This is a genomic window from Amycolatopsis sp. NBRC 101858, assembly GCF_030269325.1.
In the GTDB taxonomy this organism is placed as follows: domain Bacteria; phylum Actinomycetota; class Actinomycetes; order Mycobacteriales; family Pseudonocardiaceae; genus Amycolatopsis; species Amycolatopsis ponsaeliensis.
This window is the reverse complement of the sequence record NZ_BSTD01000006.1, coordinates 850,327-872,848: the sequence shown is the minus strand read 5'-3', so window position 1 is coordinate 872,848 and position 22,522 is coordinate 850,327. Positions and strand designations below refer to the sequence as shown.

Annotated in this window: 25 protein-coding genes; 10 read left to right on the top strand and 15 right to left on the bottom strand. The window is 71.5% G+C overall.

The genetic code is table 11. The features are described 5' to 3' along the window. Positions 1-12 precede the first annotated feature (12 nt). Positions 13-1,386: a dihydrolipoyl dehydrogenase gene (gene lpdA / locus QSK39_RS43325; RefSeq protein WP_285483596.1), complete on the bottom strand. Its 1,374-nt coding sequence runs from the start codon at positions 1,384-1,386 to the stop codon at positions 13-15. A 182-nt stretch (positions 1,387-1,568) separates the two neighbouring features. Here lpdA and QSK39_RS43320 point away from each other — a divergent pair, with 182 nt between their 5' ends. Further along, a complete protein-coding gene (locus QSK39_RS43320) occupies positions 1,569-1,913 on the top strand; it encodes an oxidoreductase (RefSeq protein ID WP_285483650.1) in 345 nt (114 codons plus the stop codon). On the opposite strand, the gene QSK39_RS43315 is transcribed toward QSK39_RS43320, so the two are convergent. From QSK39_RS43315 to QSK39_RS43295, 5 genes are all read right to left on the bottom strand, one after another. Next, on the bottom strand, positions 1,910-2,362 hold the full coding sequence (locus QSK39_RS43315; RefSeq protein ID WP_285483595.1) for a GNAT family N-acetyltransferase: 453 nt from the start codon (positions 2,360-2,362) through the stop codon (positions 1,910-1,912). The two genes, QSK39_RS43320 and QSK39_RS43315, sit on opposite strands and share 4 nt — an antisense overlap. Positions 2,363-2,372: 10 nt before the next feature. Next, positions 2,373-3,596, bottom strand: a complete 1,224-nt coding sequence (locus QSK39_RS43310) for an SMI1/KNR4 family protein (RefSeq protein WP_285483594.1) — start codon at positions 3,594-3,596, stop codon at positions 2,373-2,375. A gap of 9 nt (positions 3,597-3,605) precedes the next feature. After that, positions 3,606-4,580 (bottom strand): TAXI family TRAP transporter solute-binding subunit, encoded by a 975-nt coding sequence (locus QSK39_RS43305; RefSeq protein WP_285483593.1) that lies wholly within the window; start codon positions 4,578-4,580, stop codon positions 3,606-3,608. Continuing rightward, positions 4,577-6,547: a TRAP transporter permease gene (locus QSK39_RS43300; protein WP_285483592.1), complete on the bottom strand. Its 1,971-nt coding sequence runs from the start codon at positions 6,545-6,547 to the stop codon at positions 4,577-4,579. The genes QSK39_RS43305 and QSK39_RS43300 overlap by 4 nt, the downstream gene beginning before the upstream one ends. Before the next feature lie 118 nt (positions 6,548-6,665). Then, positions 6,666-8,165, bottom strand: a complete 1,500-nt coding sequence (locus QSK39_RS43295) for a leucyl aminopeptidase (RefSeq protein ID WP_285483591.1) — start codon at positions 8,163-8,165, stop codon at positions 6,666-6,668. Positions 8,166-8,275: 110 nt separating this feature from the next. Here QSK39_RS43295 and QSK39_RS43290 point away from each other — a divergent pair, with 110 nt between their 5' ends. Together QSK39_RS43290 and QSK39_RS43285 are read left to right on the top strand one after the other, a co-directional pair. Further along, positions 8,276-9,121 carry a hypothetical protein gene (locus QSK39_RS43290; protein ID WP_285483590.1) on the top strand — a complete coding sequence of 282 codons (846 nt, stop codon included), beginning with the start codon at positions 8,276-8,278 and terminating at the stop codon, positions 9,119-9,121. Then, positions 9,114-9,788: a ribonuclease FAU-1 family protein gene (locus QSK39_RS43285; protein ID WP_285483589.1), complete on the top strand. Its 675-nt coding sequence runs from the start codon at positions 9,114-9,116 to the stop codon at positions 9,786-9,788. Before QSK39_RS43290 ends, QSK39_RS43285 begins: the two co-directional genes overlap by 8 nt. Here the strand turns inward: QSK39_RS43285 and QSK39_RS43280 are convergent. Then, a complete protein-coding gene (locus QSK39_RS43280) occupies positions 9,745-10,044 on the bottom strand; it encodes a hypothetical protein (protein WP_285483588.1) in 300 nt (99 codons plus the stop codon). The two genes, QSK39_RS43285 and QSK39_RS43280, sit on opposite strands and share 44 nt — an antisense overlap. Positions 10,045-10,151: 107 nt before the next feature. On the opposite strand from QSK39_RS43280, the gene QSK39_RS43275 reads away from it, so the two are divergent. Beyond that, on the top strand, positions 10,152-11,255 hold the full coding sequence (locus QSK39_RS43275) for a branched-chain amino acid aminotransferase (protein ID WP_285483587.1): 1,104 nt from the start codon (positions 10,152-10,154) through the stop codon (positions 11,253-11,255). A gap of 53 nt (positions 11,256-11,308) precedes the next feature. On the opposite strand, the gene cobT is transcribed toward QSK39_RS43275, so the two are convergent. Further along, the gene (cobT, locus tag QSK39_RS43270) at positions 11,309-12,418 is read right to left on the bottom strand and encodes a nicotinate-nucleotide--dimethylbenzimidazole phosphoribosyltransferase (protein ID WP_502873359.1); all 1,110 of its coding nucleotides are present in this window, start codon (positions 12,416-12,418) and stop codon (positions 11,309-11,311) included. 53 nt (positions 12,419-12,471) lie between these two features. On the opposite strand from cobT, the gene QSK39_RS43265 reads away from it, so the two are divergent. Next, the gene (locus tag QSK39_RS43265; protein ID WP_284750104.1) at positions 12,472-13,149 is read left to right on the top strand and encodes an IspD/TarI family cytidylyltransferase; all 678 of its coding nucleotides are present in this window, start codon (positions 12,472-12,474) and stop codon (positions 13,147-13,149) included. A 12-nt stretch (positions 13,150-13,161) separates the two neighbouring features. On the opposite strand, the gene QSK39_RS43260 is transcribed toward QSK39_RS43265, so the two are convergent. Beyond that, the gene (locus tag QSK39_RS43260) at positions 13,162-13,626 is read right to left on the bottom strand and encodes a hypothetical protein (RefSeq protein WP_284750105.1); all 465 of its coding nucleotides are present in this window, start codon (positions 13,624-13,626) and stop codon (positions 13,162-13,164) included. Between the two features lie 138 nt (positions 13,627-13,764). Between QSK39_RS43260 and QSK39_RS43255 the strand changes: the two genes are divergently transcribed. From QSK39_RS43255 to QSK39_RS43245, 3 genes are read left to right on the top strand one after another with little or no spacing between them, the layout of a single operon-like run. After that, the gene (locus QSK39_RS43255; protein ID WP_285483586.1) at positions 13,765-14,514 is read left to right on the top strand and encodes a GntR family transcriptional regulator; all 750 of its coding nucleotides are present in this window, start codon (positions 13,765-13,767) and stop codon (positions 14,512-14,514) included. Then, on the top strand, positions 14,511-15,353 hold the full coding sequence (locus tag QSK39_RS43250) for a phosphoribosylaminoimidazolesuccinocarboxamide synthase (protein WP_285483585.1): 843 nt from the start codon (positions 14,511-14,513) through the stop codon (positions 15,351-15,353). Before QSK39_RS43255 ends, QSK39_RS43250 begins: the two co-directional genes overlap by 4 nt. Further along, positions 15,346-15,558: a hypothetical protein gene (locus tag QSK39_RS43245; RefSeq protein WP_285483584.1), complete on the top strand. Its 213-nt coding sequence runs from the start codon at positions 15,346-15,348 to the stop codon at positions 15,556-15,558. The genes QSK39_RS43250 and QSK39_RS43245 overlap by 8 nt, the downstream gene beginning before the upstream one ends. On the opposite strand, the gene QSK39_RS43240 is transcribed toward QSK39_RS43245, so the two are convergent. The 3 genes from QSK39_RS43240 to QSK39_RS43230 all read right to left on the bottom strand — a co-directional run bounded on the left by QSK39_RS43240 (position 15,555) and on the right by QSK39_RS43230 (position 17,789). After that, positions 15,555-16,544 (bottom strand): aldo/keto reductase family protein, encoded by a 990-nt coding sequence (locus QSK39_RS43240; protein WP_285483583.1) that lies wholly within the window; start codon positions 16,542-16,544, stop codon positions 15,555-15,557. The two genes, QSK39_RS43245 and QSK39_RS43240, sit on opposite strands and share 4 nt — an antisense overlap. A 59-nt stretch (positions 16,545-16,603) precedes the next feature. Then, entirely contained in the window at positions 16,604-16,777 is a 174-nt protein-coding gene (locus QSK39_RS43235; protein ID WP_285483582.1) for a hypothetical protein, read from the bottom strand. A 364-nt stretch (positions 16,778-17,141) separates the two neighbouring features. Next, a complete protein-coding gene (locus QSK39_RS43230) occupies positions 17,142-17,789 on the bottom strand; it encodes a DUF3043 domain-containing protein (RefSeq protein ID WP_285483581.1) in 648 nt (215 codons plus the stop codon). 146 nt (positions 17,790-17,935) lie between these two features. On the opposite strand from QSK39_RS43230, the gene QSK39_RS43225 reads away from it, so the two are divergent. Beyond that, positions 17,936-18,313 (top strand): HesB/IscA family protein, encoded by a 378-nt coding sequence (locus QSK39_RS43225; RefSeq protein WP_086681079.1) that lies wholly within the window; start codon positions 17,936-17,938, stop codon positions 18,311-18,313. Positions 18,314-18,383: 70 nt separating this feature from the next. Here QSK39_RS43225 and QSK39_RS43220 read toward each other — a convergent pair whose 3' ends face one another. Continuing rightward, positions 18,384-18,554, bottom strand: a complete 171-nt coding sequence (locus QSK39_RS43220; RefSeq protein WP_285483580.1) for a hypothetical protein — start codon at positions 18,552-18,554, stop codon at positions 18,384-18,386. 149 nt (positions 18,555-18,703) lie between these two features. Here QSK39_RS43220 and QSK39_RS43215 point away from each other — a divergent pair, with 149 nt between their 5' ends. Continuing rightward, positions 18,704-19,693 carry a carbohydrate kinase family protein gene (locus tag QSK39_RS43215; RefSeq protein WP_285483579.1) on the top strand — a complete coding sequence of 330 codons (990 nt, stop codon included), beginning with the start codon at positions 18,704-18,706 and terminating at the stop codon, positions 19,691-19,693. A gap of 89 nt (positions 19,694-19,782) precedes the next feature. On the opposite strand, the gene QSK39_RS43210 is transcribed toward QSK39_RS43215, so the two are convergent. Next, on the bottom strand, positions 19,783-20,436 hold the full coding sequence (locus QSK39_RS43210; protein ID WP_285483578.1) for an alpha/beta fold hydrolase: 654 nt from the start codon (positions 20,434-20,436) through the stop codon (positions 19,783-19,785). A 1-nt stretch (position 20,437) separates the two neighbouring features. Beyond that, positions 20,438-22,372 (bottom strand): asparagine synthase (glutamine-hydrolyzing), encoded by a 1,935-nt coding sequence (gene asnB, locus QSK39_RS43205; RefSeq protein ID WP_285483577.1) that lies wholly within the window; start codon positions 22,370-22,372, stop codon positions 20,438-20,440. Positions 22,373-22,522 lie beyond the last annotated feature (150 nt).

Below are 22,522 nucleotides of genomic sequence, written 5' to 3'. Positions count from 1 at the left end.
GCTGGTGGGACGTCAGCTGTGCACGTGCAGCGGCTTCCCCGCGAGGGCGAGGAACGCTTCACCGAGGGCCTCGGTCTGGGTGGGGTGCGCGTGGATGAGCGGCGCGACGTCTTCGGGGAAGGCCTCCCAGCTGTAGATCAGCTGCGCTTCGCCGATCAGCTCGCCGACGCGGTCGCCGACCATGTGGACCCCGACGACCGGGCCGTCCGGGGCCTTGACCAGCTTGACCCCGCCGGAGGTCTTGAGGATCTGGCTCTTGCCGTTGCCGCCGAGGTCGTAGGTGAACGTCGTGACGTCGGCGCCGTACTTGTCCTTCGCCTGCGACTCGGTCAGCCCGACCGACGCGACCTCCGGGTGGGAGTAGGTGACGCGCGGGATGCCGCTCTCGTCGATCACGCGCGGGCTCTGCCCGGCGATCTCCTCGGCGACGAAGATGCCCTGCTGGAAGCCGCGGTGCGCGAGCTGCAGGCCGGGGACGATGTCGCCGACGGCGTAGACGTTCGGCAGGTTGGTGCGCAGCCGGTCGTCGGTGAGGACGAAGCCGCGCTCGATCTTGACGCCGGCCTCCTCGTAGCCGTGGCCCGCCGAGTTCGGCCCGCGGCCGACGGCGACCAGCAGCAGGTCGGCCTCGATGGTCTCGCCGGACTCCAGCGAGACGCTCACGCCGTTCTCGTCCTGCTTCGCACCGGTGAACTTCACGCCGGTCTTGAAGGCGATCTTGCGACGGCGGAAAGCGCGCTCGAGCTGCTTGGACGCGAACTCGTCCTCGTTCGGGACGAGCCGCGGCAGCGCTTCCACGATGGTGACGTCGACGCCGAAGGAGGCCCAGACGCTCGCGAACTCGACGCCGATCACGCCGCCGCCGAGGACGACGACCTTCTTGGGGACGTAGTCGAGGGCGAGGGCCTGCTCGCTGGCGATCACGCGGCCGCCCAGCTCCAGGCCGGGCAGCGTGCGCGAGTACGAACCGGTGGCGAGGATGACGTTCTTGCCGGTGTAGCGGGTGCCGTCCACCTCGACGGTGGTGCCGCCGACGAACGTGCCGCTGCCCTCGACGAGGGTCACCTTGTGCGCCTTGGCCAGGCCCTGCAGGCCCTTGTACAGCCGGGAGACGATCCCGTCCTTGTACTTGTTGACCCCGGCGATGTCGATGCCCTCGAAGACGGCTTTGACGCCGACCGCTTCGGCCTCGCGGGTTTCGTCGGCGACCTCGGCGGCGTGGAGCAGGGCCTTGGTCGGGATGCAGCCCCGGTGGAGGCAGGTCCCGCCCAGCTTGTCCTTCTCGATCAGGATGACGGAAAGGCCCAGCTCGGCCGCGCGGAACGCTGCGGCGTAGCCGCCCGATCCGCCTCCCAGGATCACGAGGTCGGCGGAGGTGTCGGTCACTTCAATAGCTCCTCGGCAAGCAGTGGGGTGGTGCTCTGTCGTCGCCCCTGCCCGGTATAACCGCGCGCGCGACACCCGCCATCTTGTCACTACGCCGGAGGAGGCTGCGAGCTAGCCGGGTGTGCGACACCGACCACACGCGGACATCGGGATAATGAGTGGGGAAAGTCTCGGGAGGGAAGGTGGTCGCGGTGGGGTTGTTCGACTCCCTGCGCAGGCGCGCCAAGGGCGGGCAGAAGGCCGGCACGCTGCGGAAAGCCAGTTCCGAAGACACCCATCACCTCGACGAGTGGGCGGCCTCGCGCCGCGGCGTCGAGGCGTTCGTCGAGCCGAAGACGAACGTCACCGAGACCACTGTGGTGTTGATCGCCCACGACGGCGAGTGGACCCGGCGCCGGATCGGCAGCCTGGAGGCGGCCCAGCAGTTCGGCCACCGCCGTTCGATCCCGGTCTACGAGGTCGCGCGGGTCGGCTACCCGAAGCGGATGCGCGAGTACACCGAGCGGAAGAAGCGCGGTCAGGCCTAGAGCTCGACCCGGCCGACCACCTCGCCGTTGAAGGTCTGGCCGGTGGGGCGGAAGCCCAGCTTGAGGTAGAAGCCCTCCGGGCCGCCTTCGGCCGGGAGCCACAGCACCGTGGCGGCCTGCTGACCGCGTCGCCGGGCCTCTTCGAGGACGGTTTCGACCGCGAACCGGCCGTGACCGCGACCCTGGACGCCGGCGCCGACGTTGAGCCGCCAGATCCCGCAGCGGAAGAAGTCGAGCTCCGCGCCGGGGTTGAAGCCGCCCATGACGAAGGCGACCGGTTCGCCGTCGTCGAGGATCAGCCGCGGCCAGGCGACCTCCGGCTGGGTGTAGGCCTCGGCGAGCGAGACGGCGACGGGCGCGACGAAGTCCTTCTGGTGCGGCTCGACGGCCAGCTGGCACGCGGCGGCGACGTTGTCCGGGGTGATCTTCTCCGCGGTGAGGGTGGTCACCGGGACCAAGCTAGCCTGCCTGGGCCAGCAGCGTGGCGTGCTGGACCAGCGCCGCGCGGAACGACTGGTGGACGGTGGTGCCGAGCACCGGGTCGACCTCCACGACGTGGGACGCCGAAAGCAGCAGCACCGCGGGTTCGGCGAGGATCACCACGCCGTTCTCGGACCGCAGGTCCGCGGTGCCGAGCAGCCGGGGGAAGACGACGTCCGCGGGCAGGCCGTCGCAGGTGCGCAGGAACTCGCGGAAGTCCTCCGGCAGGTCGACGCCCAGCCGCAGCTCCGCCGAGCGGATCGCCGCTTCCGACGCCGGGGGCGGGAGGGTGGCCCGGGTGCGCAGAAGCGGCCCGGCCGTCGCGGTTCCGCCGCGCAGCAGCGCCGGCCCGCCTGGGCCGGTCGCGCCGTCGCCGAGGAGTGGCTCGGCCGGTCGTGGTTCCCGCGGCCCGGCCGTCGCGGTTCCGCCGCGCAGCAGCGCCGGCCCGCCTGGGCCGGTCGCGCTGGTGCCGCCGCCGACGAGTGGCCCGGCAGGCAGCGGTTCCCGCGGGCCGGCCGCCGTGGCTCCGCCGCGTGGCAGCGCCGGTTCCGCTGCTCCGCGCAGGCGCATGATCTCCGTGATCAGCTCGGGCCAGGTGCCGAGGTCCGGCGGGTACCGCTCGTGCAGCGCCGCGACCAGCGCACCCGCGCACCCCGGTGCCCAGTCACGCAGGCCCAGCGGGTCCGCGCCCTTCACCAGCGCCGGAGCCAGTGCACGGGTCGCCGCCAGCGTTGCGACATCGGGGCGCGGTCCGGCCGAGGCGGCCCATGACGCGAGGTCCCCGTCGGCGAGGGCCGTGCGCACCCGGTCCGGGCGCGCCGGCGCGACCTGCTTGACCACCTCGGCGATCGGCCCCGGCGGCAGGACGCCTTCGAGATCCGAGACCGGGCGGTGCAGGGAAGCCGTGTGCAAGCGCTCTTCGGCATCCAGGTCGAGCGGCGCCAAGCCCGCCGCCCACTCCGGCCGGTCGCCGCGGGCTTCGAAGAGCATCGCCCACGCGCGGGCCCGGACCGGCGTCGCGGCCAGCGCGGTCACCGGCCGTTCCGTGCGGGCCAGCCACTGGCCGGCCAGCCGGTCGGCCTCGTCGAGCGCGCCGGTGACCGCGAGCAGCAGCGCGGCGTACCCGACCTGGTCGTCGAGGCCCGGTTCGGTGGCGGTCAGGACGTCCCGGACCGCCCCTTCGAGGTACTCGCCAGCATCCACGGTCCGACCCTAGCCGAGTGCTTGCTTCGCCCCCGGGTGCAGCGGGACCGGGTCGGTCCGCGTGGCCAGCTGCTTCGTGATCTCCTTCGCCGCCGGGTGGACCTTCGCGAGCTCCGCCTGCTTGTCGAAGAGCAGCTTGGTGATCGCGCACGCGTTGTTCGCCGGGAAGTCTTCGCGCACCAGCAGCAGGTTGGGCACGACGACCGTCGGCACGTCGGCCGGCTGCCCGTACGTCGCCGCCGGGATGACGGCCTGGTCGTAGACGTCGTTGACCTGCTTGAGCTTCGGCAGCAGCGGCGTGATGTCGAGGAACTTCACCTTGTCCTTCAACGCCGTGGTGATGTCGGTGATCTGCGCGGTCGGCAGCCCGCCGGACCAGACGAGCCCGTCGAGCGTGCCCGCCTTCATCCCGTCCGCGGTCTTGGCCAGGTCGAGCCGCTGCGCCTGGACGTCGGTGTCCGGCTTGAGGCCCGCCGCCTGCAGCAGGCGGTTCGCGATGACCTCGGTGCCCGACTTCGGCGAGCCCGTCGAGATCCGCTTGCCCTTCATGTCGGCGACCGAGTTGATGCCGGAGTCGGTGCGCACGAGCACCTGCGTCGAGTTCGGGTAGATCCTCGACAGCGCCTGGATCTTCTGCGGCTTGCCGTCGAAGGAGCCCTTGCCGTGCACCGCGTCCGCGGCGGTGTCCGCCAGCGAGAACGCGACGTCGTAGTTGCCCGCCACCAGCTGCTGGATGTTCTGCACCGATGCGCCGGTCTCGGCGGCCGTCGCGCGCAGCTTGGTGGTGTTGCTGATCAGCTGGGCCAGCCCGCCGCCCAGCACGTAGTAGACGCCGCCGCTGTTGCCGGTGGCGATGGTGATCCGGCCTTCGCCGGCTTCGCAGGCCTGCCCGCAACTCTGGGCCGGCTGGTCGGTCTGCTGTTTGCCGCCGCAGCCCGTGACGGCCAGAGCGAGTACCGCGGCAGCGGCGAGTGCGCGTTTCATGCTGTCCTCCTCTTGATCACGGCGTGGGCGAGCACGGCGACGACGCCGACCGCGGCGCCGACCGCGATCGGCACCGGCTCCAGGTAGAGCAGGCAGAGGGCGGCCGGGACGAACAGCAGCCGCACGGGCAGGCTGACCGGCCCGAACAGCCGGCCGCCGGTCACCACGGCCAGCGCGGCGACGGCCACCGCCGACACCGCCGTCACCCACAGCACGGTGAGCACGTCGGACTGCAGCAGCAGCGCCCCGCCGTTGTCGGTGAGCACGAAGGCGATCGGCACCAGGAACGCGGGAAGCGTGTACTTCCAGCACTGCCACATGGTGCCGAGCACCGACCCGCCGGTGATCGCGGCCGAGGCGACGGCGGCGAGCGCGGTCGGTGGCGTGACCTCGGAAAGCACGGCGTAGTAGAAGATGAACATCGCGCGCTCGGCGTCGGCGACCCCCAGCGTCTCCAGGGCCGGGCCGATCACCACCCACGCGATGATGAAGCTCGCGGTGACCGGCACCGCCAGCCCGAGCACGCCGACCGCGACCGCCGAGAGCAGCACGGTCAGGATCAGGATCACCGTGCCGTTGTCGGTGAACGCGCCGGCCAGTTCGACCAGCGCGTCGGCGAGTTCGAGGCCGAGCCCGGTCTTGGTGATGGTCGAGGTGATCACGCCGGCCGCCGCGCACACCGCGATCACCGGCAGCGCCCCGCGCACGCCGGCCGAGAGCGCGTCGACCATGTCCTTCGCCCAGCCCCGGACGTCACGGCGCCGGGCGATGAGCGCGAAGAGCGCGGCGACGCCGGTGGCGTAGACGACCGCGGCGAACGGCGGGATGTCCAGGGCCAGGAACACGACGATGATCGCCAGCGACAGGAAGTGGTAGCCGCCCTGGCGCAGGAGCTGCCAGGGACGGCCGTGCGGGACGTCGACCGGCTCGGCCTCGAAGCGCCGCGCGTCGGCCTCCATCGCGAACACGATGCCGAGGTAGTAGAGCAGCGTGGGGACGGTCGCCCAGATCAGCACGGTCAGGTACGACGTCTGCAGGTACTCGGCGATGATGAACGCGGCGGCGCCCAGCGTCGGCGGCGAGAGGATCGCGCCGATGCCGGACGCGGCGAGCAGCCCGCCCGCGTTTTCCTTGGGGTACCCGGCTTTCTTGAGGATCGGCCAGGTGATCGAGCCGAGGCTGACCGCCGTCGCGGTGCCCGAACCCGAGACGGTGCCGAGCAGGAAGCCCGACAGGACGGTGGTGCGCCCCGGCGCCGTCCGGGACTTCCGGAAGGCGGCGAACGAGATGTCCACGAAGAACCGGCCGGCACCGGAGGCGTTGAGGACGGCGCCGTAGAGGGTGAACAGCACGATGTAGCTCGCCGCGACGTCGAGCGGGGTGCCGTAGAAGCCGCTCGCGTCGTTGTAGAGCGCGTTGACGATCTGGCTGAAGTCGATGCCGGCGTGGGCGATGCCCCAGTTCTGCGGGAGGAAGCCGCCGTAGTAGGCGTAGGCGAGGAAGAGCAGGCAGACGATCGGCAGCACCGGCCCGGTCGTGCGGCGGGTGGCTTCGAGGATCAGCACCAGCAGCAGTGCGCCGGCGACGATGTCCAGCGGGGACAGGATGCCCTGGCGGTCCAGGAAGTCGTCGTAGCCGATGAGCACCGGGTAGAGGCCGACGGCCAGGGCGATCGCGGCGAGCGCCCAGTCGGTCCAGCCGGGGTCGTCGCGGCCGCGCAGCCGCGGGCGGTAGCAGAGGAAGACCAGCGGGAGGGTCACGCCGAGGAAGAGCACCAGGAAGAACTGGTTGCCCTTGGCGAAGGGGAAGAACACCTGCTTGAGCACGAGGATCGCGACGGCGAGGGCGACGAAGTAGACGACGCGATCCGGGACCCGGGAGAGGGCGCGCGCCGGGCGTTCTTCGTCGTGCTCGGCGGCGATCGCGGCGGGAGTGTCCTCTTCGACCGGTGGGGTCGGTTGGGTCATCACTGCCCCCTTTGCGATGAGGACACTTTATGGTGTCGCGGATCACACCGAAAGGGACGTTCGGGGGCAAAAGAAGGGGCCCTCGCCGTGGCGAGAGCCCCTTCGGGAGAACCGGTCGTCAGCCGTTGGCGGCGATGTCCGCCAGCACCGCGGCGATCGTGCGCACCGGGACGCCCGTGCCGCCCTTGCCGGTGTAGCCCCACGGCGCACCCGTGTTGAACGACGGGCCCGCGATGTCGATGTGGACCCAGTCGAGGCCGTCGGCCACGAACTCGCGCAGGAAGATGCCGGCCGCGAGCATGCCGCCCCAGCGGTGGCCCGTCACGTTGGCCAGGTCGGCCAGGCGCGAGTCGAGGTCGGCGCGCAGCTCCTCCGGCAGCGGCATCGCCCAGCCGTTCTCGCCGGTGGCCTGCATGACCCCGGCGACGCGGTCGCGGAAGTCGTCCGAGCCCATCACGCCGGCGGTGCGGTTGCCGAGCGCGACGACCTGGGCGCCGGTCAGCGTCGAGGTCTCGATGAGGTAGTCCGGGTTCTCCTCGGCCGCGCGCACCATCGCGTCGACCAGGACGAGCCGGCCCTCGGCGTCGGTGTTGAGGACCTCGACGGTCTTGCCGCCGTACATGGTCAGCACGTCACCCGGGCGGTACGACGTCCCCGACGGCAGGTTCTCCGCCAGCGGGATGTGCGCGACGACTTCCAGCGGGTACTTCAGCTTCGCGGCCAGCACCACCGACGCGAGCACGCCGGCCGCGCCGGACATGTCCGAGGTCATGTGGTCCATGTTCGCGGCGGGCTTGAGCGAGATGCCGCCCGAGTCGAACGTGATGCCCTTGCCGACCAGCGCGACCTTCTTGGCGGCCTTGGCCGGCTTGTAGGCGATGCGGACGAGCCGCGGCTGGCGCGCGGAGCCGCCGCCGACGCCGAGGATGCCGCCGAAGCCCTTGCGCTTGAGGGCCTTCTCGTCCAGGACCTCGAACTCGAGGCCGTTGTCCTCGGCCAGCTTCTTCGCGCGGTCGGCGAAGGAGGCCGGGTAGAGGTCGTTCGGCGGGGTGTTGATCAGGTCGCGGGCGGTGAGGACGGCCTCGGCGATGCTGGTCGCGGCCTTCAGCGTCGCCTTGTGCTCGCGCGCGGTGCCGGTGCCCGGGCTCGCGAAGTCGACCTTCGCGACCGGCGCGTCACCCTTCTCGGAGCGGTAGGCGGTGAAGACGTAGGAGCCGAGGATCGTGCCCTCGACGGCGGCCTGCAGGTCGAGCTCCGACAGCGTCACGAACGCGCGGTCGGTGCCGGCCAGCGCGCGACCGGCGGCACCGGCGGCCCGGCGGACCTGCTCGGGCGTGACGCCGGCACCCTCCTTGCCGAGGCCGACGGCGAGCACGACACCCGCCGGGAGCTTGCCCAGCGTCGGGATCTTGACGACCTCTTCGGCCTTGCCGCTCGCGCCGAGCGTGGCGAGCAGGCCGGCCAGGCGGCCGTCGAAGGCGGCGTCCACGGCGGCGGCACCCGCGGCGAGCAGCGGGCCGTCCTCGCCGGCCAGGGTGCCGATGACGATCACGTCGGCGCGCGTCTTGGCCAGTGCCTCCCCGGTGTTGTCGGACAGGGCGAGCTTAGGCACGGTCACTTCTGGCTCCTCGCGCGTTCGCGGTGGTACCGGGCGCCGGCCCGGTCGGGATCGTGAGCCATGCTAATGACGACCGGACCACGGGTGAACGGCGGGAGAGGGAGGGCCGCGTGCGGCTGGGCGGTGGGTTGCTGGTGGCGCTGGCGGCCGCGGCGGCGGGCGCGGGCTGGTGGCTGCTCGCCGGGCTGGTGCTGGCGGCGATCGCCGCGGGCGTGACGGCGCGGGTCCCGGAACCGGGGGACGCGCAGGTCGACCGGGTCGTGGTGGCCGTCGCGCGGCTGGCCGAGGTGACCGTCTACGCGATCGCGTTCGGTGCTTACGTCTTCCCCGCGCACCGCGAACTGGCGGCCGCGGCGTTCGCCGTCGTGGTGACCGGCGCCGGGTTCGCCGGGCTGAAGATCCCGACGATCGTCGTACGGATCGCGGGCGTGCTCCTGCTCCTCGCGGGCCTCGTGCTCGTCGTGGTGTGCGTGGCCGTGCCGCCGGTGGGGCGGGCGGACGGCCTGCAGCCGCCCGACTTCGCGGGTGTCCTCGTCGCCGCCGTGCTGATGCTGCCGTTCCTGCGGCCGGGCGGGCGCGAGGGCGCGGGCCGGCGCGTGCTGTTCCTCGCCGCGGTCGCCGTGCTGGCCGCCTTCGCCGCGCTGTACCAGCTCGGCGCGGTCCGGCTCGGGCTCTCCCTGACGTCGTTGCGCGACCTGCTGTCCGCCGCCGACGCGGACTCGCTGCAGCCGCTGCTCACCGTCGTCGCCGTGGTCGCGACCGTGGTGCCGGCGCTCGCCGCCGGCGCCGGGGTCCGGGCGCGGGCCGGGGTGCCGGGACTCGCGGGGATCGCCGTCGCCGCGGTGGCCGCGTACTTCCTGCCGGCGCTGCCCGTGCTCGTCGTCGCGGGCCTGGTCACGGTGATCGAGCTGCTACTGGGCGTACGCGCGCGCCGGTACAGTGAGCAGCGTGAGTGATCGACGCTGGCGGCCGGGGGAGACCGTGGTCGAGCGGTTCCACCGCCCCGACGGCTCGATCGGCCAGGTCCACCCGCTGCGCGTGCTCGCCGACGACGGCCGCGTCCTGCACGCCTGGCTGCCGGCCGGCACCCCGATCGTCGGCAGCAGGCTGGTGGACGGCCGGCACATGGCGGACGCGCCCCTGGACCAGCGGTTCCGCATCCCGCGCGTGCCCGTGCCGGACTTCTGGCACCGCACGTCCACGCTGCGGCGCATCGCCGACGACGAGTGGTCGTCCGTCTGGTGGTTCTTCGACGCCGCGGGCGCCTTCACGAACTGGTACGTCAACCTCGAGGTCCCGCTCGGCCGGACCCCGGCCGGGGTGGACCGCATCGACGGCGTGCTCGACGTCGTCGTCGAGCGGGACGGCACCTGGCGCTGGGACGACGAAGACGAGGCCGAGGTCGCGATCGACGCCGGCCGCCTGACGCACGAGCAGCTGGACCGGCTGCGCGCGGAGGGCGAGCGGATCGGCGCGCTGGCCGAGCGCGGCGCCTACCCGTTCGACGGGACGGACACCGACTTCCGCCCGGACCCGGGCTGGCCGGCGCCCGAGCTGCCACCGGGCCTGCTCGAAGAGCTCAGCCCGCGGTCAGGAAGAGGACCAGCGCCAGCACCGCGTTGACGACCGCGAGGATGGCGACCGACCTCGTCGGGAGCACCTGCGGGAACGCCTTGCCGTGGATCTTCCGCCACCACACGACGCCGAAGACGCCCGCGACGAGGCCGAGGAAGCCGCCGAAGCCGCTGCTGAGCACCGCCCAGCCGACCATGCCGAGCAGGCCGACGCCGAAGGTCAGCAGCACCGCGGTGACGAACGTCTTGACGTCGGCCCCGCCGGTCTTGGGCCGGGGGACCGGCTCCGTGGAGTGGTAGGTCACGGTGTCATCCTAGGGTCTTCGCGGCGCGGGTGCGGGGAGGCCGCGAAGACGCCGGAACAGTGGGACATCCGACTAACGCGCCTCCGACCAAACGGTATCGTGTAGCCATGACGACCTCGACACAGTTCGCCCCTGTCCCGCACCCGAGTCCTGCGAGCGCGGACCGTGTCGCGGAGGTACTCGAGACGCCCGGTTTCGGGCTGTACTTCACCGACCACATGGTGACCGTCAAGTGGTCGAAGAGCGAAGGCTGGCACGACGCCCAGGTCGGCCCCTACGCCCCGTTCACCCTCGACCCGGCGACGTCGGTGCTGCACTACGGCCAGGCCATCTTCGAGGGGCTCAAGGCCTACCGCCAGCCGGACGGCACGATCGCGTCGTTCCGCCCGGACGCCAACGCCGCGCGGTTCCGCCAGTCCGCCGAGCGGCTCGCGATGCCGCAGCTGCCCGAAGAGGTCTTCGTCGATTCGCTGCGGGAGCTCATCGCCGTCGACAGCCGGTGGGTGCCCACCCGCCAGGGTGATTCCCTCTACCTGCGGCCGTTCATGATCTCGACGTCCACCGGGCTCGGCGTCAACAGCCCGGCGGCCGACTATCTGTACACCGTCATCGCGTCCCCGGCCGGTTCGTACTTCTCCGGCGGCGTGAAGCCGGTGAGCGTCTGGCTGTCGACGGAGTACGTGCGCGCGGCGCCCGGCGGCACCGGCGCGGCGAAGTGCGCCGGCAACTACGCGGCGTCGTTCGTCGCGCAGGCGCAGGCCGTCGAGAAGGGCTGCGACCAGGTGGTCTGGCTCGACGCGGTGGAGCGGCGCTGGGTCGAGGAGATGGGCGGGATGAACCTGTTCTTCGTCTTCGGCTCCGGCGAGAACGCCCGGGTGGTCACGCCCGAGCTGACCGGCTCGCTGCTGCCCGGCGTCACGCGGAAGTCGCTGCTGCAGCTCGCTTCGCGGCTCGGGTACAAGGTCGAGGAGCGCCGGATCTCCACCGAGGAGTGGGAGAAGGCGTCGGCTTCCGGTGAACTGACCGAGACGTTCGCCTGCGGCACGGCGGCGGTGATCACCCCGGTCGGGCACGTCAAGCACGCCGGCGGCGAGTTCACCATCGCCGACGGGCAGCCGGGCGCGCTGACGATGAAGCTGCGCGAAGAGCTGACGGGGATCCAGGAGGGCACCCGGCCCGACGCCGACCACTGGATGGTCCCGCTCGGCTGACCTTTTTTGGAAAAAGGGCCCCGCACGCGCCGTGCGGGGCCCTTTTCGCGGGTTCAGGTGGCGGTGGCCGGGATCACCGGGCCGGAGACGCCGGCCTGGTCGTGCGTCGCGGTTTCGGCGAGGACGCGGGCGGCCATCATCAGCAGCGGCAACGCCGTCACCGCGCCGGTGCCTTCGCCGAGCCGGACGTCCAGCTCCAGCAGCGGGCCCAGGTCGAGGTGCTCCAGCGCGAGCCCGTGGGCGGGTTCGGCGGTCCGCTGCCCGGCCACCCACCAGCGCCGGGCACCCGGCGCGAGGTCTTCGGCGACGAGCGCCGCGGCGCACGCGACGAGCCCGTCCAGCACCACCGGCGTCCGGCGGGCCGCGGCCTGGGCCAGGAACCCGGCCATCGCCGCGATGTCCGCGCCCGCAGTGGTGCGCAGCAGGTCGACGGGGTTCGCCAGGACCGCGCGGGCCCGGCGCAGCGCGTCGCGCACCGCGGTGGCTTTGCGCATCCACGCGTCGTCGTCGATGCCGGAGCCGCGGCCGACCACCGCGACCGGCTCGGTGCCGGTCAGGGCCGCCACCAGCACCGACGCGGGCGTGCTGTTGCCGATCCCGAGGTCACCGGGGATGAGCAGGTCCGCACCGCCGTCGACCTCGGCGTCGGCGATCGCGATCCCGGCGCGGACGGCTTTCTTCACTTCGGCGTCGGTGAGGGCGTCCTCGACGTCGATGGACCCGGACCCGCGGCGGACCTTGTACTCGCCGATCGAGCGCGTCGCGGGGGCTTCGGTGTCCACGGCCATGTCGACCACGCGGACGCTCGCGCCCGCGGCCGCAGCCAGGACGTTGATCGCGGCGCCGCCGGTCAGCATCGTGCCCAGCAGCTGCGCGGTGACCTCGGCGGGATAGGCGGAGACGCCCTTCGCGGCGATGCCGTGGTCCCCGGCGAAGACGATGACGCGCGGCCGGGTGAACGGCCGCGGCGGCGACTGGCCCTGGCACGCCGCGATCCAGACGCCCAGCTCCTCGAGCCTGCCCAGCGACCCGGCGGGCTTGACCAGCTTGTCGTGCAGGGCGATCGCGTCGGACCGGGCGTGGTCGTCGGGCGGGGTGATCTCGGGGAACTCGATGTCTTCCGGCTCCACACCAGGCCCTTTCTCGTCCACGGCAGCGCTCATGACGACGCCGTGGCCAACCTACCGGTGACCCGGCCCCGGTAGTCTCGCGGCTCGTGGAGACGACGGCGGCCGCGGTGGTGCTGGCCAGTGGCGCGGGCACCCGGGTCGGGGCGAAGCTGAACAAGGTCTACCTGCCCCTGGCCGGCCGGCGGGTGGTCGCCTGGTCGCTGGACGCCTTCAAGCGCGTCCCCGGCATCGGCGTGCTCGTGCTCGTCATCCGGCCGCAGGACCGGGAACTCGCCGAAGAGGTCGTCGACGACAGCGTCGAAATCGTGCACGGCGGGGACACGCGGCAGGCGTCCGAGCTCAACGCGCTGCGCCACCTCGCCCCGAGAATTGCAGGCGGCCGGGTCGACGCCGTGCTGCTGCACGACGCGGCCCGGCCGCTGGTCCACCCCGAACTGGTCGGTGCGGTATTGGCCCGGACACGCGAGGACGGGGGGGCTGTGCCGGGCCTGGCCGCTGACGACGTCGTCGAGGTGGATGCCGGGCACCTGGTCGCCCAGGTGCCCGGCGCGATCCGCGTCCAGACGCCTCAAGGCTTCCGGGCCGGACCGCTGCTCGAGGCCTACGAACAGGCCGAGCGCGAAGGCTTTCTGGGGACGGACACTTCGTCGTGCATGGAGCGGTTCTCCTCCCTGCCGATCCGGTGGGTCCCGGGGGCTCCCGAGAACCTCAAGATCACCTACCCCCACGACCTGGTGGTCGCGGAGCGGCTGCTCGCCCGCTGAGCCCGAAGACCGCTAGGCGCACGCGGGCGGGCCGCCGCCACCGTCGCCCCCTTCGCGCTCGGGCTCCGGTCTGGTGCTCGTCGGCCGGACCGTCACGTCGTGACGCAGCTCCGGCGGGATGTGGCACTGCGGCTGTGGCCGCAGCGCCTGCAGCGGCGCGCCCGGGGTGCCGGGCTCCGCCAGGGTGAGCACCGCCCGCAACGTCCAGACCGGGGTGGCGTGGTACTGCCAGGTCACCACCCGCGGGCTGAACACGTCGGTACCCGGGAACAGCGGTACGCGGTAGGCGCTAGCGCGGTGCTCGTCCCGGAGGATGATGACGTCCGCGCAGGTCGGCCACGTGTGTACCGCGGCGTAGATCTCCGGCGCCTCACGGCCGCCGAACAGGTGCAGCACCCACTTGCGGCGCCGGAGCTCCTCGAGGAGTTCCTCGAGGCCCGAGCCGCTGGAGCCGTTGTGTGCTGTGGGCGGGGACACACTTTCGAGGGTAACTTGCGAACTAGAGCACAGTCCAGCATGTGTACTAGTACACCTGGGTGGTTCTGAACAGGCCTTTGTCGGAGACACTCCGGCGTGCTAGAACACTTGTGCGTGTTGTCCCCGTGAGGAGCCGCCTTGCCCACCCTCGACCGTCCTGAGCCGCCGTACCTGCAGATCGCGGGCCGGATCCGGGAAGACATCCTGTCCGGCCGGCTGCAGGAGGGCGACGCGGTGCCGTCCGCCCGCGAGATCGCGCGCACCTGGGCCGTCGCCATGGCGACGGCCACCAAGGTCCTGGCCACGCTCCGCTCACAGGGGCTCGTGCGCCCGGTGCGCGGCGTCGGCACGGTCGTCGACCGCGGCGGCCTGCACCGCACGGCCCGCGACCGGAGCACCGCTTCGGCGCGGTCGGGCCGCATCTACCCGCCCGGGCACTACGCGGTGATCCGGTCGGCCGGCCTCGAGCAGGCGCCCGAACGCGCCGCGGCCGCGCTGGGCCTGGAGGAGGGCGCCCCGGCGATCCGCCGGCGGCGCACCACCTACGGGCCGGATTCGCGGCCGCTGTCGACGTCGACGTCGTGGTTCGACGGCACGTTGTCGGCCAAGGCACCGGCCCTGCTGGTGCCCGAGCGGATCGTCGAGGGCACCTCGGCCCACGCGGCCGCGCGGCTCGGCACGAAGATCGCGAACACGCAGGAACGGCACGCGGCGGGGCGCGCGAGCGAGGAAGAGGCGGTCGAGCTGGGGCTGCCCGCCGGGTCGCCGGTGCTGCTGGGCCGGAGCACCTTCCTGGCGGCCGACGGGACGGTCGTCGAGTACGGTGAGTCCGCCGCCTTGCCCGACCACTGGGTTTTCTACGAGTACACGACTGAGGACGGCGAATGAAGCACATCCACGCGGGCAAGGTCCGCGACCTGTACGAGCTCGACGGCGGGGACATCCTGCTCGTCGCGTCCGACCGGGTCTCGGTCTACGACGTCTCGCTGCCGACGCCGATCCCGGACAAGGGCGCGCTGCTCAACCAGCTGTCGGCGTGGTGGTTCGAGCGGATGTCGGGCGTGGTCCCGAACCACGTCGTCTCGACGACCGACGTCCCGGAAGAGTTCGCCGGCCGCGCGATGCGCTGCAAGCCGCTGAAGATGGTCCAGGTCGAGTGCATCGCGCGCGGCCACCTCGCCGGCCTGGGCCTGCGCGAGTACCAGCGCGACGGCAAGATCTCCGGCGTCGCGCTGCCGCCGGGCCTGGTCGAGGGCGACAAGCTGCCGGAGCCGATCTTCACGCCGACGACGAAGATCTCCGACACCGGGCACGACGAGTTCATGACCTTCGACGAGGTGCTGAACGAGATCGGCGAAGACACCGCGAAGCGGCTTCGCGAGCTGACGCTGGAGATCTACACGAAGGGCGCCGAGCACGCGGCGAAGCAGGGCGTGATCATCGCGGACACGAAGCTGGAGTTCGGCTTCGACGCCGACGGCACGCTGACCCTCGGCGACGAGGTCCTGACGTCGGACTCCTCGCGGTTCTGGCCCGCCGACGAGTGGGAGCCGGGCCGCCCGCAGCACGCGTTCGACAAGCAGTTCGTCCGCGACTGGTCGCGCAGCACGGGCTGGGACCAGACCCCGCCCGGGCCGGAGATCCCGGAGGAGATCGTCGAGCAGACCCGGCAGCGCTACACCGAGGTCTACGAGCGGATCACGGGGAAGACCTGGGTCCGTGGGTGACTGTGACCCGTACCGGCTGATCGACGACGTCGAGACGCTGCTGACCGAGCGCGGCCTGTCGCCGACGCGCGTACCCGGGCGCGGAGGCGACCGGCTGGCCGGTGCCAGCCGCCTCCTGCGCGGGTTCGGGCTGGAGCCCCGGATGGCCCCGGAGGACGCCTTCGACGTCGGCGTGCCGTTCCAGGGCCGGATCAACCAGGACTAGGGGCTCTTCGTCAGGCTCGCGTCGCGCTCGACGACGTCGCCGAGGGCGTCGTCGATGGCGGTCAGCAGGTCGGCGTCGAGCTTCTTGCCGGCGGCCTTGACGTTCTCGTGCACCTGCTCCGGGCGCGAGGCGCCGATGATCGCCGAGGCGACGTTCGGGTTCTGCAGCACCCACGCGACGGCCAGCTGCGCGAGCGTCAGGTCGGCCTGCTTCGCGAGCGGCTCGAGCTCGGCGACGCGCTTGAGGACGTTCTCGTCGAGGAAGCGGGCGACCATGTTGGCGCCGCCCTTCTCATCGGTGGCGCGCGAGCCGGCGGGGTAGTCCTGGCCGGGCTTGTACTTGCCGGTCAGGACGCCCTGCGCGATCGGCGACCAGACGATCTGGCTCAGGCCTTCGCGCTCGGAAGCGGGGATGACCTGGTCCTCGATGACGCGCCAGAGCATGTTGTACTGCGGCTGGTTGGAGACGAAGGGGATCTTCAGCTCACGGGCGAGGGCGGCGCCGCGGCTGATCTGCTCGGCGGTCCACTCGGAGACGCCGACGTAGAGGACTTTGCCCTGGCGGACGAGGTCGGCGAAGGCGAGCATGGTCTCTTCGAGCGGGACGGTCCGGTCGAACCGGTGCGCCTGGTAGAGGTCGAGGTAGTCGGTGCCGAGCCTGGTCAGGGACGCGTTCGCCGACTCGAGGATGTGCTTGCGGGACAGGCCCTTGTCGTTGGGGCCCTTGGGGCCGGTGGGCCAGAAGACCTTGGTGAAGATCTCCAGGCTTTCCCGCCGCTGCCCCTTCAGCCCGCGCCCGAGCACGGACTCGGCGGCGGTGTTGGCGTAGACGTCGGCGGTGTCGAAGGTGGTGATGCCGGCGTCGAGGGCGGCCTTGATGCAGGCGTGGGCCTGCTCCTCCTCGACCTGGGAACCATGGGTGAGCCAGTTCCCGTACGAGATCTCACTGACGTTGAGGCCGCTGCGGCCGAGACGACGAAACTCCATGGCCGTGAGCTTAGGCGGTAATCGTTTGCTTTGCTAACGACCCTGGAGTGACTCCAGCTTCACTCGTCCTTCTTCTCGGCCGGCGGGCCGGTCTCGATCTCGAAGAATGGCAGCTTCAGCCGGAACCGCTCGCCGTCCTTGCGCTTCGCGAGGTGGAGGCGGTAGATCAGCCAGGCGCCCAGGAAGACGATGACGAGGATGGCGGCGATGGCCCAGAGACTCGCCGCGGACATCCCAGCGACACGGGACAAGACGACTTCGAACGACACGCGCAGCCCTCACCGCGGCGAGATCCGGGTCACCCGCCGACAGCTCAGGTTTGCTTGCTGTCGCCAACTCACTGCCAGAACCTGTGGGCATCGATCCCGGACGGCTGCCTGGGAAGCCGATCGACGCACGTGGCCCCTGCTGAGATGAGAGGCCTGCGAGCCGCGGGAACCGCGAGTCCGTACCTTTTCGCGCAGGTACTAACTTCAGCTCCCGAAGCTGTGGTCTCCAAGATACCGCAGTTTGGCGAGAAACATGCGGGCGCCGAGCTGGTCTCGGACAGCAAGAAGCCGGGTGGAGGCTCGCTCCACCCGGCTTCTCGAAACCGGCTCAGTTCGGGATCGGGTCCCCGGGCTTCAGCCGCGGCTTCGGCACCCGCAGCTTGCGGATCTGCGAAGCCCGCACGAACGCGTACCAGCCGAGCGACCGGCCGCTCACCGCTTCCTTCGGGAACTTCTCCCGCACCAGCTTCGCGATCTTGCGCCCGTTCACGAAGCCCTCGACCGCCATCACCAGGAGCATCGCCGTGCACAGCAGGGTGATGTACGACTGCACCTGGGGCAGCGGCACCAGCAGCGCCAGGAACACCAGGATCGCCAGCGGCATGAACAGGCCGAGCAGGTTGCGCCGGGAGTCGACCAGGTCGCGGACGTACGCCTTCACCGGCCCGCGGTCGCGTGGGAGCAGGGCCTTGTCGTCGCCCCGCATCATCGCCTCGCGGCGGGCCTTCGCCGCCGCACGGCGGTCTTCCTTGGTCTGCGGGTTCGCTTTGCGCAACTCCTTGTTGCGCTTCATCGCCTCACGCATCGTGGTCGGCGGGGGCGCGACCGGGCCCCGGCGCTTCGCCTCCGCCTCGCGGCGCTTGGGCGTGGCCTTGCCCTTACCGGGCGTGAACGCCTTGCCGCCGACGTCGACGGCATCGGCCGTCTCCGGCTCGTCGGCGGCGGTGTCTGTGGTGCTTCGGCGCAGGAACCTCACCTCACCAGGGTATTGCAGGCGTCACGCCGCCGTTCACCAGGTCGATCGATGTGCGACCATGGTGGGGGAACAGATCGGGCGCTCCGGGTGTTGAAGACGTCAGCACGAGGAGTATCCGCAGTGAGTTCGAACTTAGAGGGAGTGCCATGACGACCGCTGAGCACGCCGGCGCGACGCAGGCCGAGACCGCCGAAGAAACCCACGGCGTCACGCTGACCGACGCCGCGGCTTCCAAGGCGAAGGCCCTGCTCGAGCAGGAGGGCCGCGACGACATGCACCTGCGCATCGCCGTCCAGCCCGGTGGCTGCGCGGGCCTGCGCTACCAGCTGTTCTTCGACGAGCGCTCGCTCGACGGCGACCTGTTCCGCGACTTCGACGGCCTCAAGGTCGCCGTCGACCGGATGAGTGCGCCGTACGTGTCGGAAGCCGTCATCGACTTCGTGGACACGATCGAGAAACAGGGCTTCACGATCGACAACCCGAACGCCACCGGCTCCTGCGCCTGCGGCGACTCGTTCCACTGAGTCTCAGCGTCACGCGAGAAGGCCCCGCGCTCCGATCCGGAGGGCGGGGCCTTCTCACGTTCCTGCGGGCCTACACGTAGGCGTCGAGCTCCGCGACCTGGGCGTGACACGCCTCGTCGACTTCCCACGGCTTGGCCGCGGAGCGGGGCAGCGGCAGGTTCTCCGCCTGGAGCGTCGCCGGGATGAGCGCGCAGTCGGCGATCAGCTCGGACAGGGTCTCGGGTTCGGTGACGGCGTTCACGATTCGTAACGCTATTGATCCGCTGTCGACTGGAGAAGGAGTACCAGCCGGTAGTGTCGGCTGGGCGCGCGCGAACTACCCGGACGGGGCATGACCCGGGGGTAACTTCGTGCCATTTGCCGTGAGGTCGACCACATAAGGAGCAGCCGGTGGCAGCCAAAGCCAGGATCGCGGTGTCCGGCAGTATCGCGACCGACCACCTCATGCATTTCCCGGGGAGGTTCGCCGAGCAGCTGGTCGCCGAGCAGCTGCACCGGGTCTCGCTGAGCTTCCTCGCCGACGACCTCGTGGTCCGCCGCGGGGGCATCGGCGCGAACATCGCCTTCGGTCTCGGGGTGCTCGGCGTGCAGCCGGTGCTCGTGGGCGCCGTGGGCGCCGACTTCGCGGACTACCGCTCCTGGCTGGAGCGGCACGGCGTCGACACGTCCGGGGTGCACGTCTCCGAGGTCGCGCACACCGCGCGGTTCGTCTGCACGACCGACGAGGACCTCTGCCAGATCGCGACGTTCTACGCCGGCGCGATGGCCGAGTCCCGCAACATCGAGCTCCAGCCGATCGCCGAGCGCGCCGGCGCGCTCAGCCTGGTGCTGATCAGCCCGGACGACCCGGAGGGCATGGTCCGCCACGCCGAGGAGTGCCGCCAGCGCGGGTACGCCTTCGCCGTCGACCCGTCGCAGCAGCTGGCCCGCATGACCGGTGAGCAGGCACGCGAGTTCGTGGCCGGCGCGAAGTACCTGTTCAGCAACGACTACGAGTGGGAGCTGCTGCTCCAGAAGACCGGCTGGACCGAGGCCGACGTGCTCGACCAGGTCGGCCTGCGGATCACGACGCTGGGGGAGAAGGGCGTCGAGATCGTCGGCAAGGAGGGCATCGCCCTGCAGATCGGCGCGGTCCCCGAGCGCGCGAAGGCCGACCCGACGGGTGTCGGTGACGGCTTCCGCGCGGGCTTCCTGGCGGGCCTCGACGGCGGCTTGAACGTCGAGCGCGCGGCCCAGCTCGGCTCGCTGATCGCGGTCCTGGTGCTGGAGACGGTGGGCACCCAGGAGTGGACGTTCGACCGCACGGACGCGCTGGCCCGCATCGGCGACGCCTTCGGCCCCGAGGCGGCCGCGGAGATCTCGGCGGTCCTGCCCGCCTGACCCGGACGCCGCAACGGCCTCCCCGCACGCCGCGGGGAGGCCGTTTCACGTCGGCAGAGCGGCCAGCGCGGGCCGCAGCAGGCCCGTCGTCAGCCGCTCGTGAGCAGGGCGGCCAGCTCGGCGGGCCGTGACACGTGCGGGCAGTGCCCGGCGTCGATCAGGACCGGCTCGACGCCCAGCCGTTCGCGGGCCGCGCGGGCCATCCAGTCCGCCCGCAGCGTGCGGTCGGCCGTGGGCACCACCACCGTCGACGGGATCTCCGGCGCCGGCCCGGCCGGGTGGGCCGGGAGCGCCGGCGGGTGGAACAGCCGCAGCGTCCCGTGGGCCCACTCCCGCACGTCGGGCGCGCAGTCGTGGAACAGGAACCGGTCCGCGAGGGCCGGGTCGCGGGTCGGGTCCACGCCCACCCACTCGGGGTGGAACGTCGCCTCGATGTCCTCCTCCGCGAGACTGCGTCCGCCCGCGAAGTCGGGGATGTACGCGCCGACCCACACCAGCCGGGACGCGCCGAGCGCCGCGGCGACCGCGGGCAGCAGCACCCCCGACCCCGAGTGGGCGACCACCACCGGCTCGCGCACGTCCGGCAGCCCGCGTCGCACCGAAGCGGCGAGGGCCGGCACGGACGACGTGTCCGTGCCGGCCAGCAGGTCGACCGCGACGACGCGGTGGCCCGTCAGCTCCCGCGCCAGCAGGTCCCAGCCGCGGGGCGTCTGGGTGGTGCCGTGCAGGAGGACGAAGTCCACTTCAGAGCTTGACCGGGTACACCGGCTCCGGGATCTCGGGCTTGATCCGGTGCTCGACGAAGATGCCGTGCCACAGCATGAACACGATCAGCGCCCACAGCTGGCGGCTGCGGTCCAGCTGGCCCGCCTTGTGCTCCTCCAGCAGCGCCAGGATCGCCTTCTTGTCCAGCAGCTCCTCGGTCCGGGAATCGTTGATGATCCCCTTCGCCCAGTCGTACATCTCGTTGCGCAGCCACAGCCGGATCGGCACCGGGAAGCCGAGCTTGCGCCGGTTCAGCACGTGCGCCGGGATGATCTTGGCCAGCGCCTGGCGCAGGGCGTACTTCGTCGTGCCGTGCGCGAGCTTCTGGTCCAGCGGGATCGACGCCGCGACCTTGAACACCTCGGCGTCGAGGAACGGCACCCGCAGCTCCAGCGAGTTCGCCATGGTGACCTTGTCGGCCTTGACCAGGATGTCGCCGCGCAGCCACGTGTAGAGGTCGACGTGCTGCATGCGGGCCACCGGGTCCCAGCCGCGCGAGACGTCGTACCAGGGCGCCGTGACGTCCTTGAAGCCCACGCCTTCCTGGTACGTCTTGAGCACGTGACGCAGCTGGTCGTCGCGGAAGTTGCGGGCGTTGCCGTAGTAGCGGTCCTCCAGCGGCAGCGCGCCGCGGCGGAGCAGGTCCTTGCCGCGGGTGCCCTCCGGGATCTTCGTGGACACCTTGCCGATCAGCTTCCGCATGCCGCCCGGGATCTTCTCGAACGGCGCCAGCGAGATCGGCTCGTTGTAGATCGTGTAGCCGCCGAACAGCTCGTCCGCGCCTTCACCCGAAAGGACCGCCTTGACGTGCTTGCGGGCCTCGCGCGCGATGAACCACAGCGGGACCAGCGCCGGGTCGGCCACCGGGTCGTCGAGGTACCAGACGATGAGCGGCAGGACCTCCATCATCTCGTCCGCCGTCACCGTCCGGACGACGTGCTTCACGCCGATCGCGGCGGCCGACTCGGCGGCGACGTCGACCTCGGAGTAACCCTCGCGCTCGAACCCGGTGGTGAACGCGATGAGGTTCGGGTTGTGCTCCTTGGCCAGCGTCGCGGTGGCCGTGGAGTCGATGCCGCCGGAGAGGAACGCGCCCACGGTGACGTCGGGGTCGGAGATCATGTGCTTGCCGACCGAGTCGCGCATCACATCGGCGATGCGCTGGTGCAGCTCTTCGGCTTCGGCCTGGGTGTTCACCGGCTTCGCGGTGAACTGCGGGTGGAAGTAGCGGGTGAACTTCACCTCACCGCCGGGCACGACCTCGAACGACGTCCCGGACTCGACGCGGCGGATCGCGGTGTGCAGCGACTCGGGCTCGGGCACGTACTGCAGGACCAGGTAGTGCTGGAGCGCCTTGCGGTCCAGCTCCTGCGCGACGCCGAGGGTGTCCGACAGCTCCAGCAGGCTCTTCTTCTCGCTGGAGAACGCCACCCCGCCGGGGCCGGCCGAGTAGAACAGCGGCTTGATCCCGAACGGGTCGCGCGCGCCGAAGACGCGCTTCTCCTGCGAGTCCCAGATCATGAAGGCGAACATGCCGCGCAGCCGCTTCACCCAGTCGGCGCCGAGGTAGTGGAAGCCGGCGACGATGGCCTCGCCGTCACCCTCGGTCTCGAACTTCGCGCCGTGCTGCTCGGCCAGCTCGGCGCGCAGCTCCAGGTAGTTGTAGATCTCGCCGTTGAAGTTCATCGTGTAGCGGCCCGGCGCCTCCGGCGGCCCCCAGACCAGCGGCTGGTGGGCGTGCTCGACGTCGATGAAGGCGAGCCGGTTGAAGCCGTAGACGACCTCGGCGTCGGCCCAGGTGTCCTGCTCGTCGGGGCCGCGGTGGCGCTGGCAGCGCATGGCCGCGCCGACGGCGTCACGCGCGTTCGCGGCGCCGGTCTCGGTCGCGCAGATCAGTCCAAGCAGGCCGCACACGGGTACTCACACACCTTCAGGGTCTTCGTGGGGCTGGGGAGCGCCCAGTATGCCGGGCGGGCCGTGGCGAGGACCACGCGCGTCGAGAGTTACCCCTTGGTCAGCGCGGAGCGCCAACTCGGCTAGGCTCCGGCCTGTCACAAAGATCTG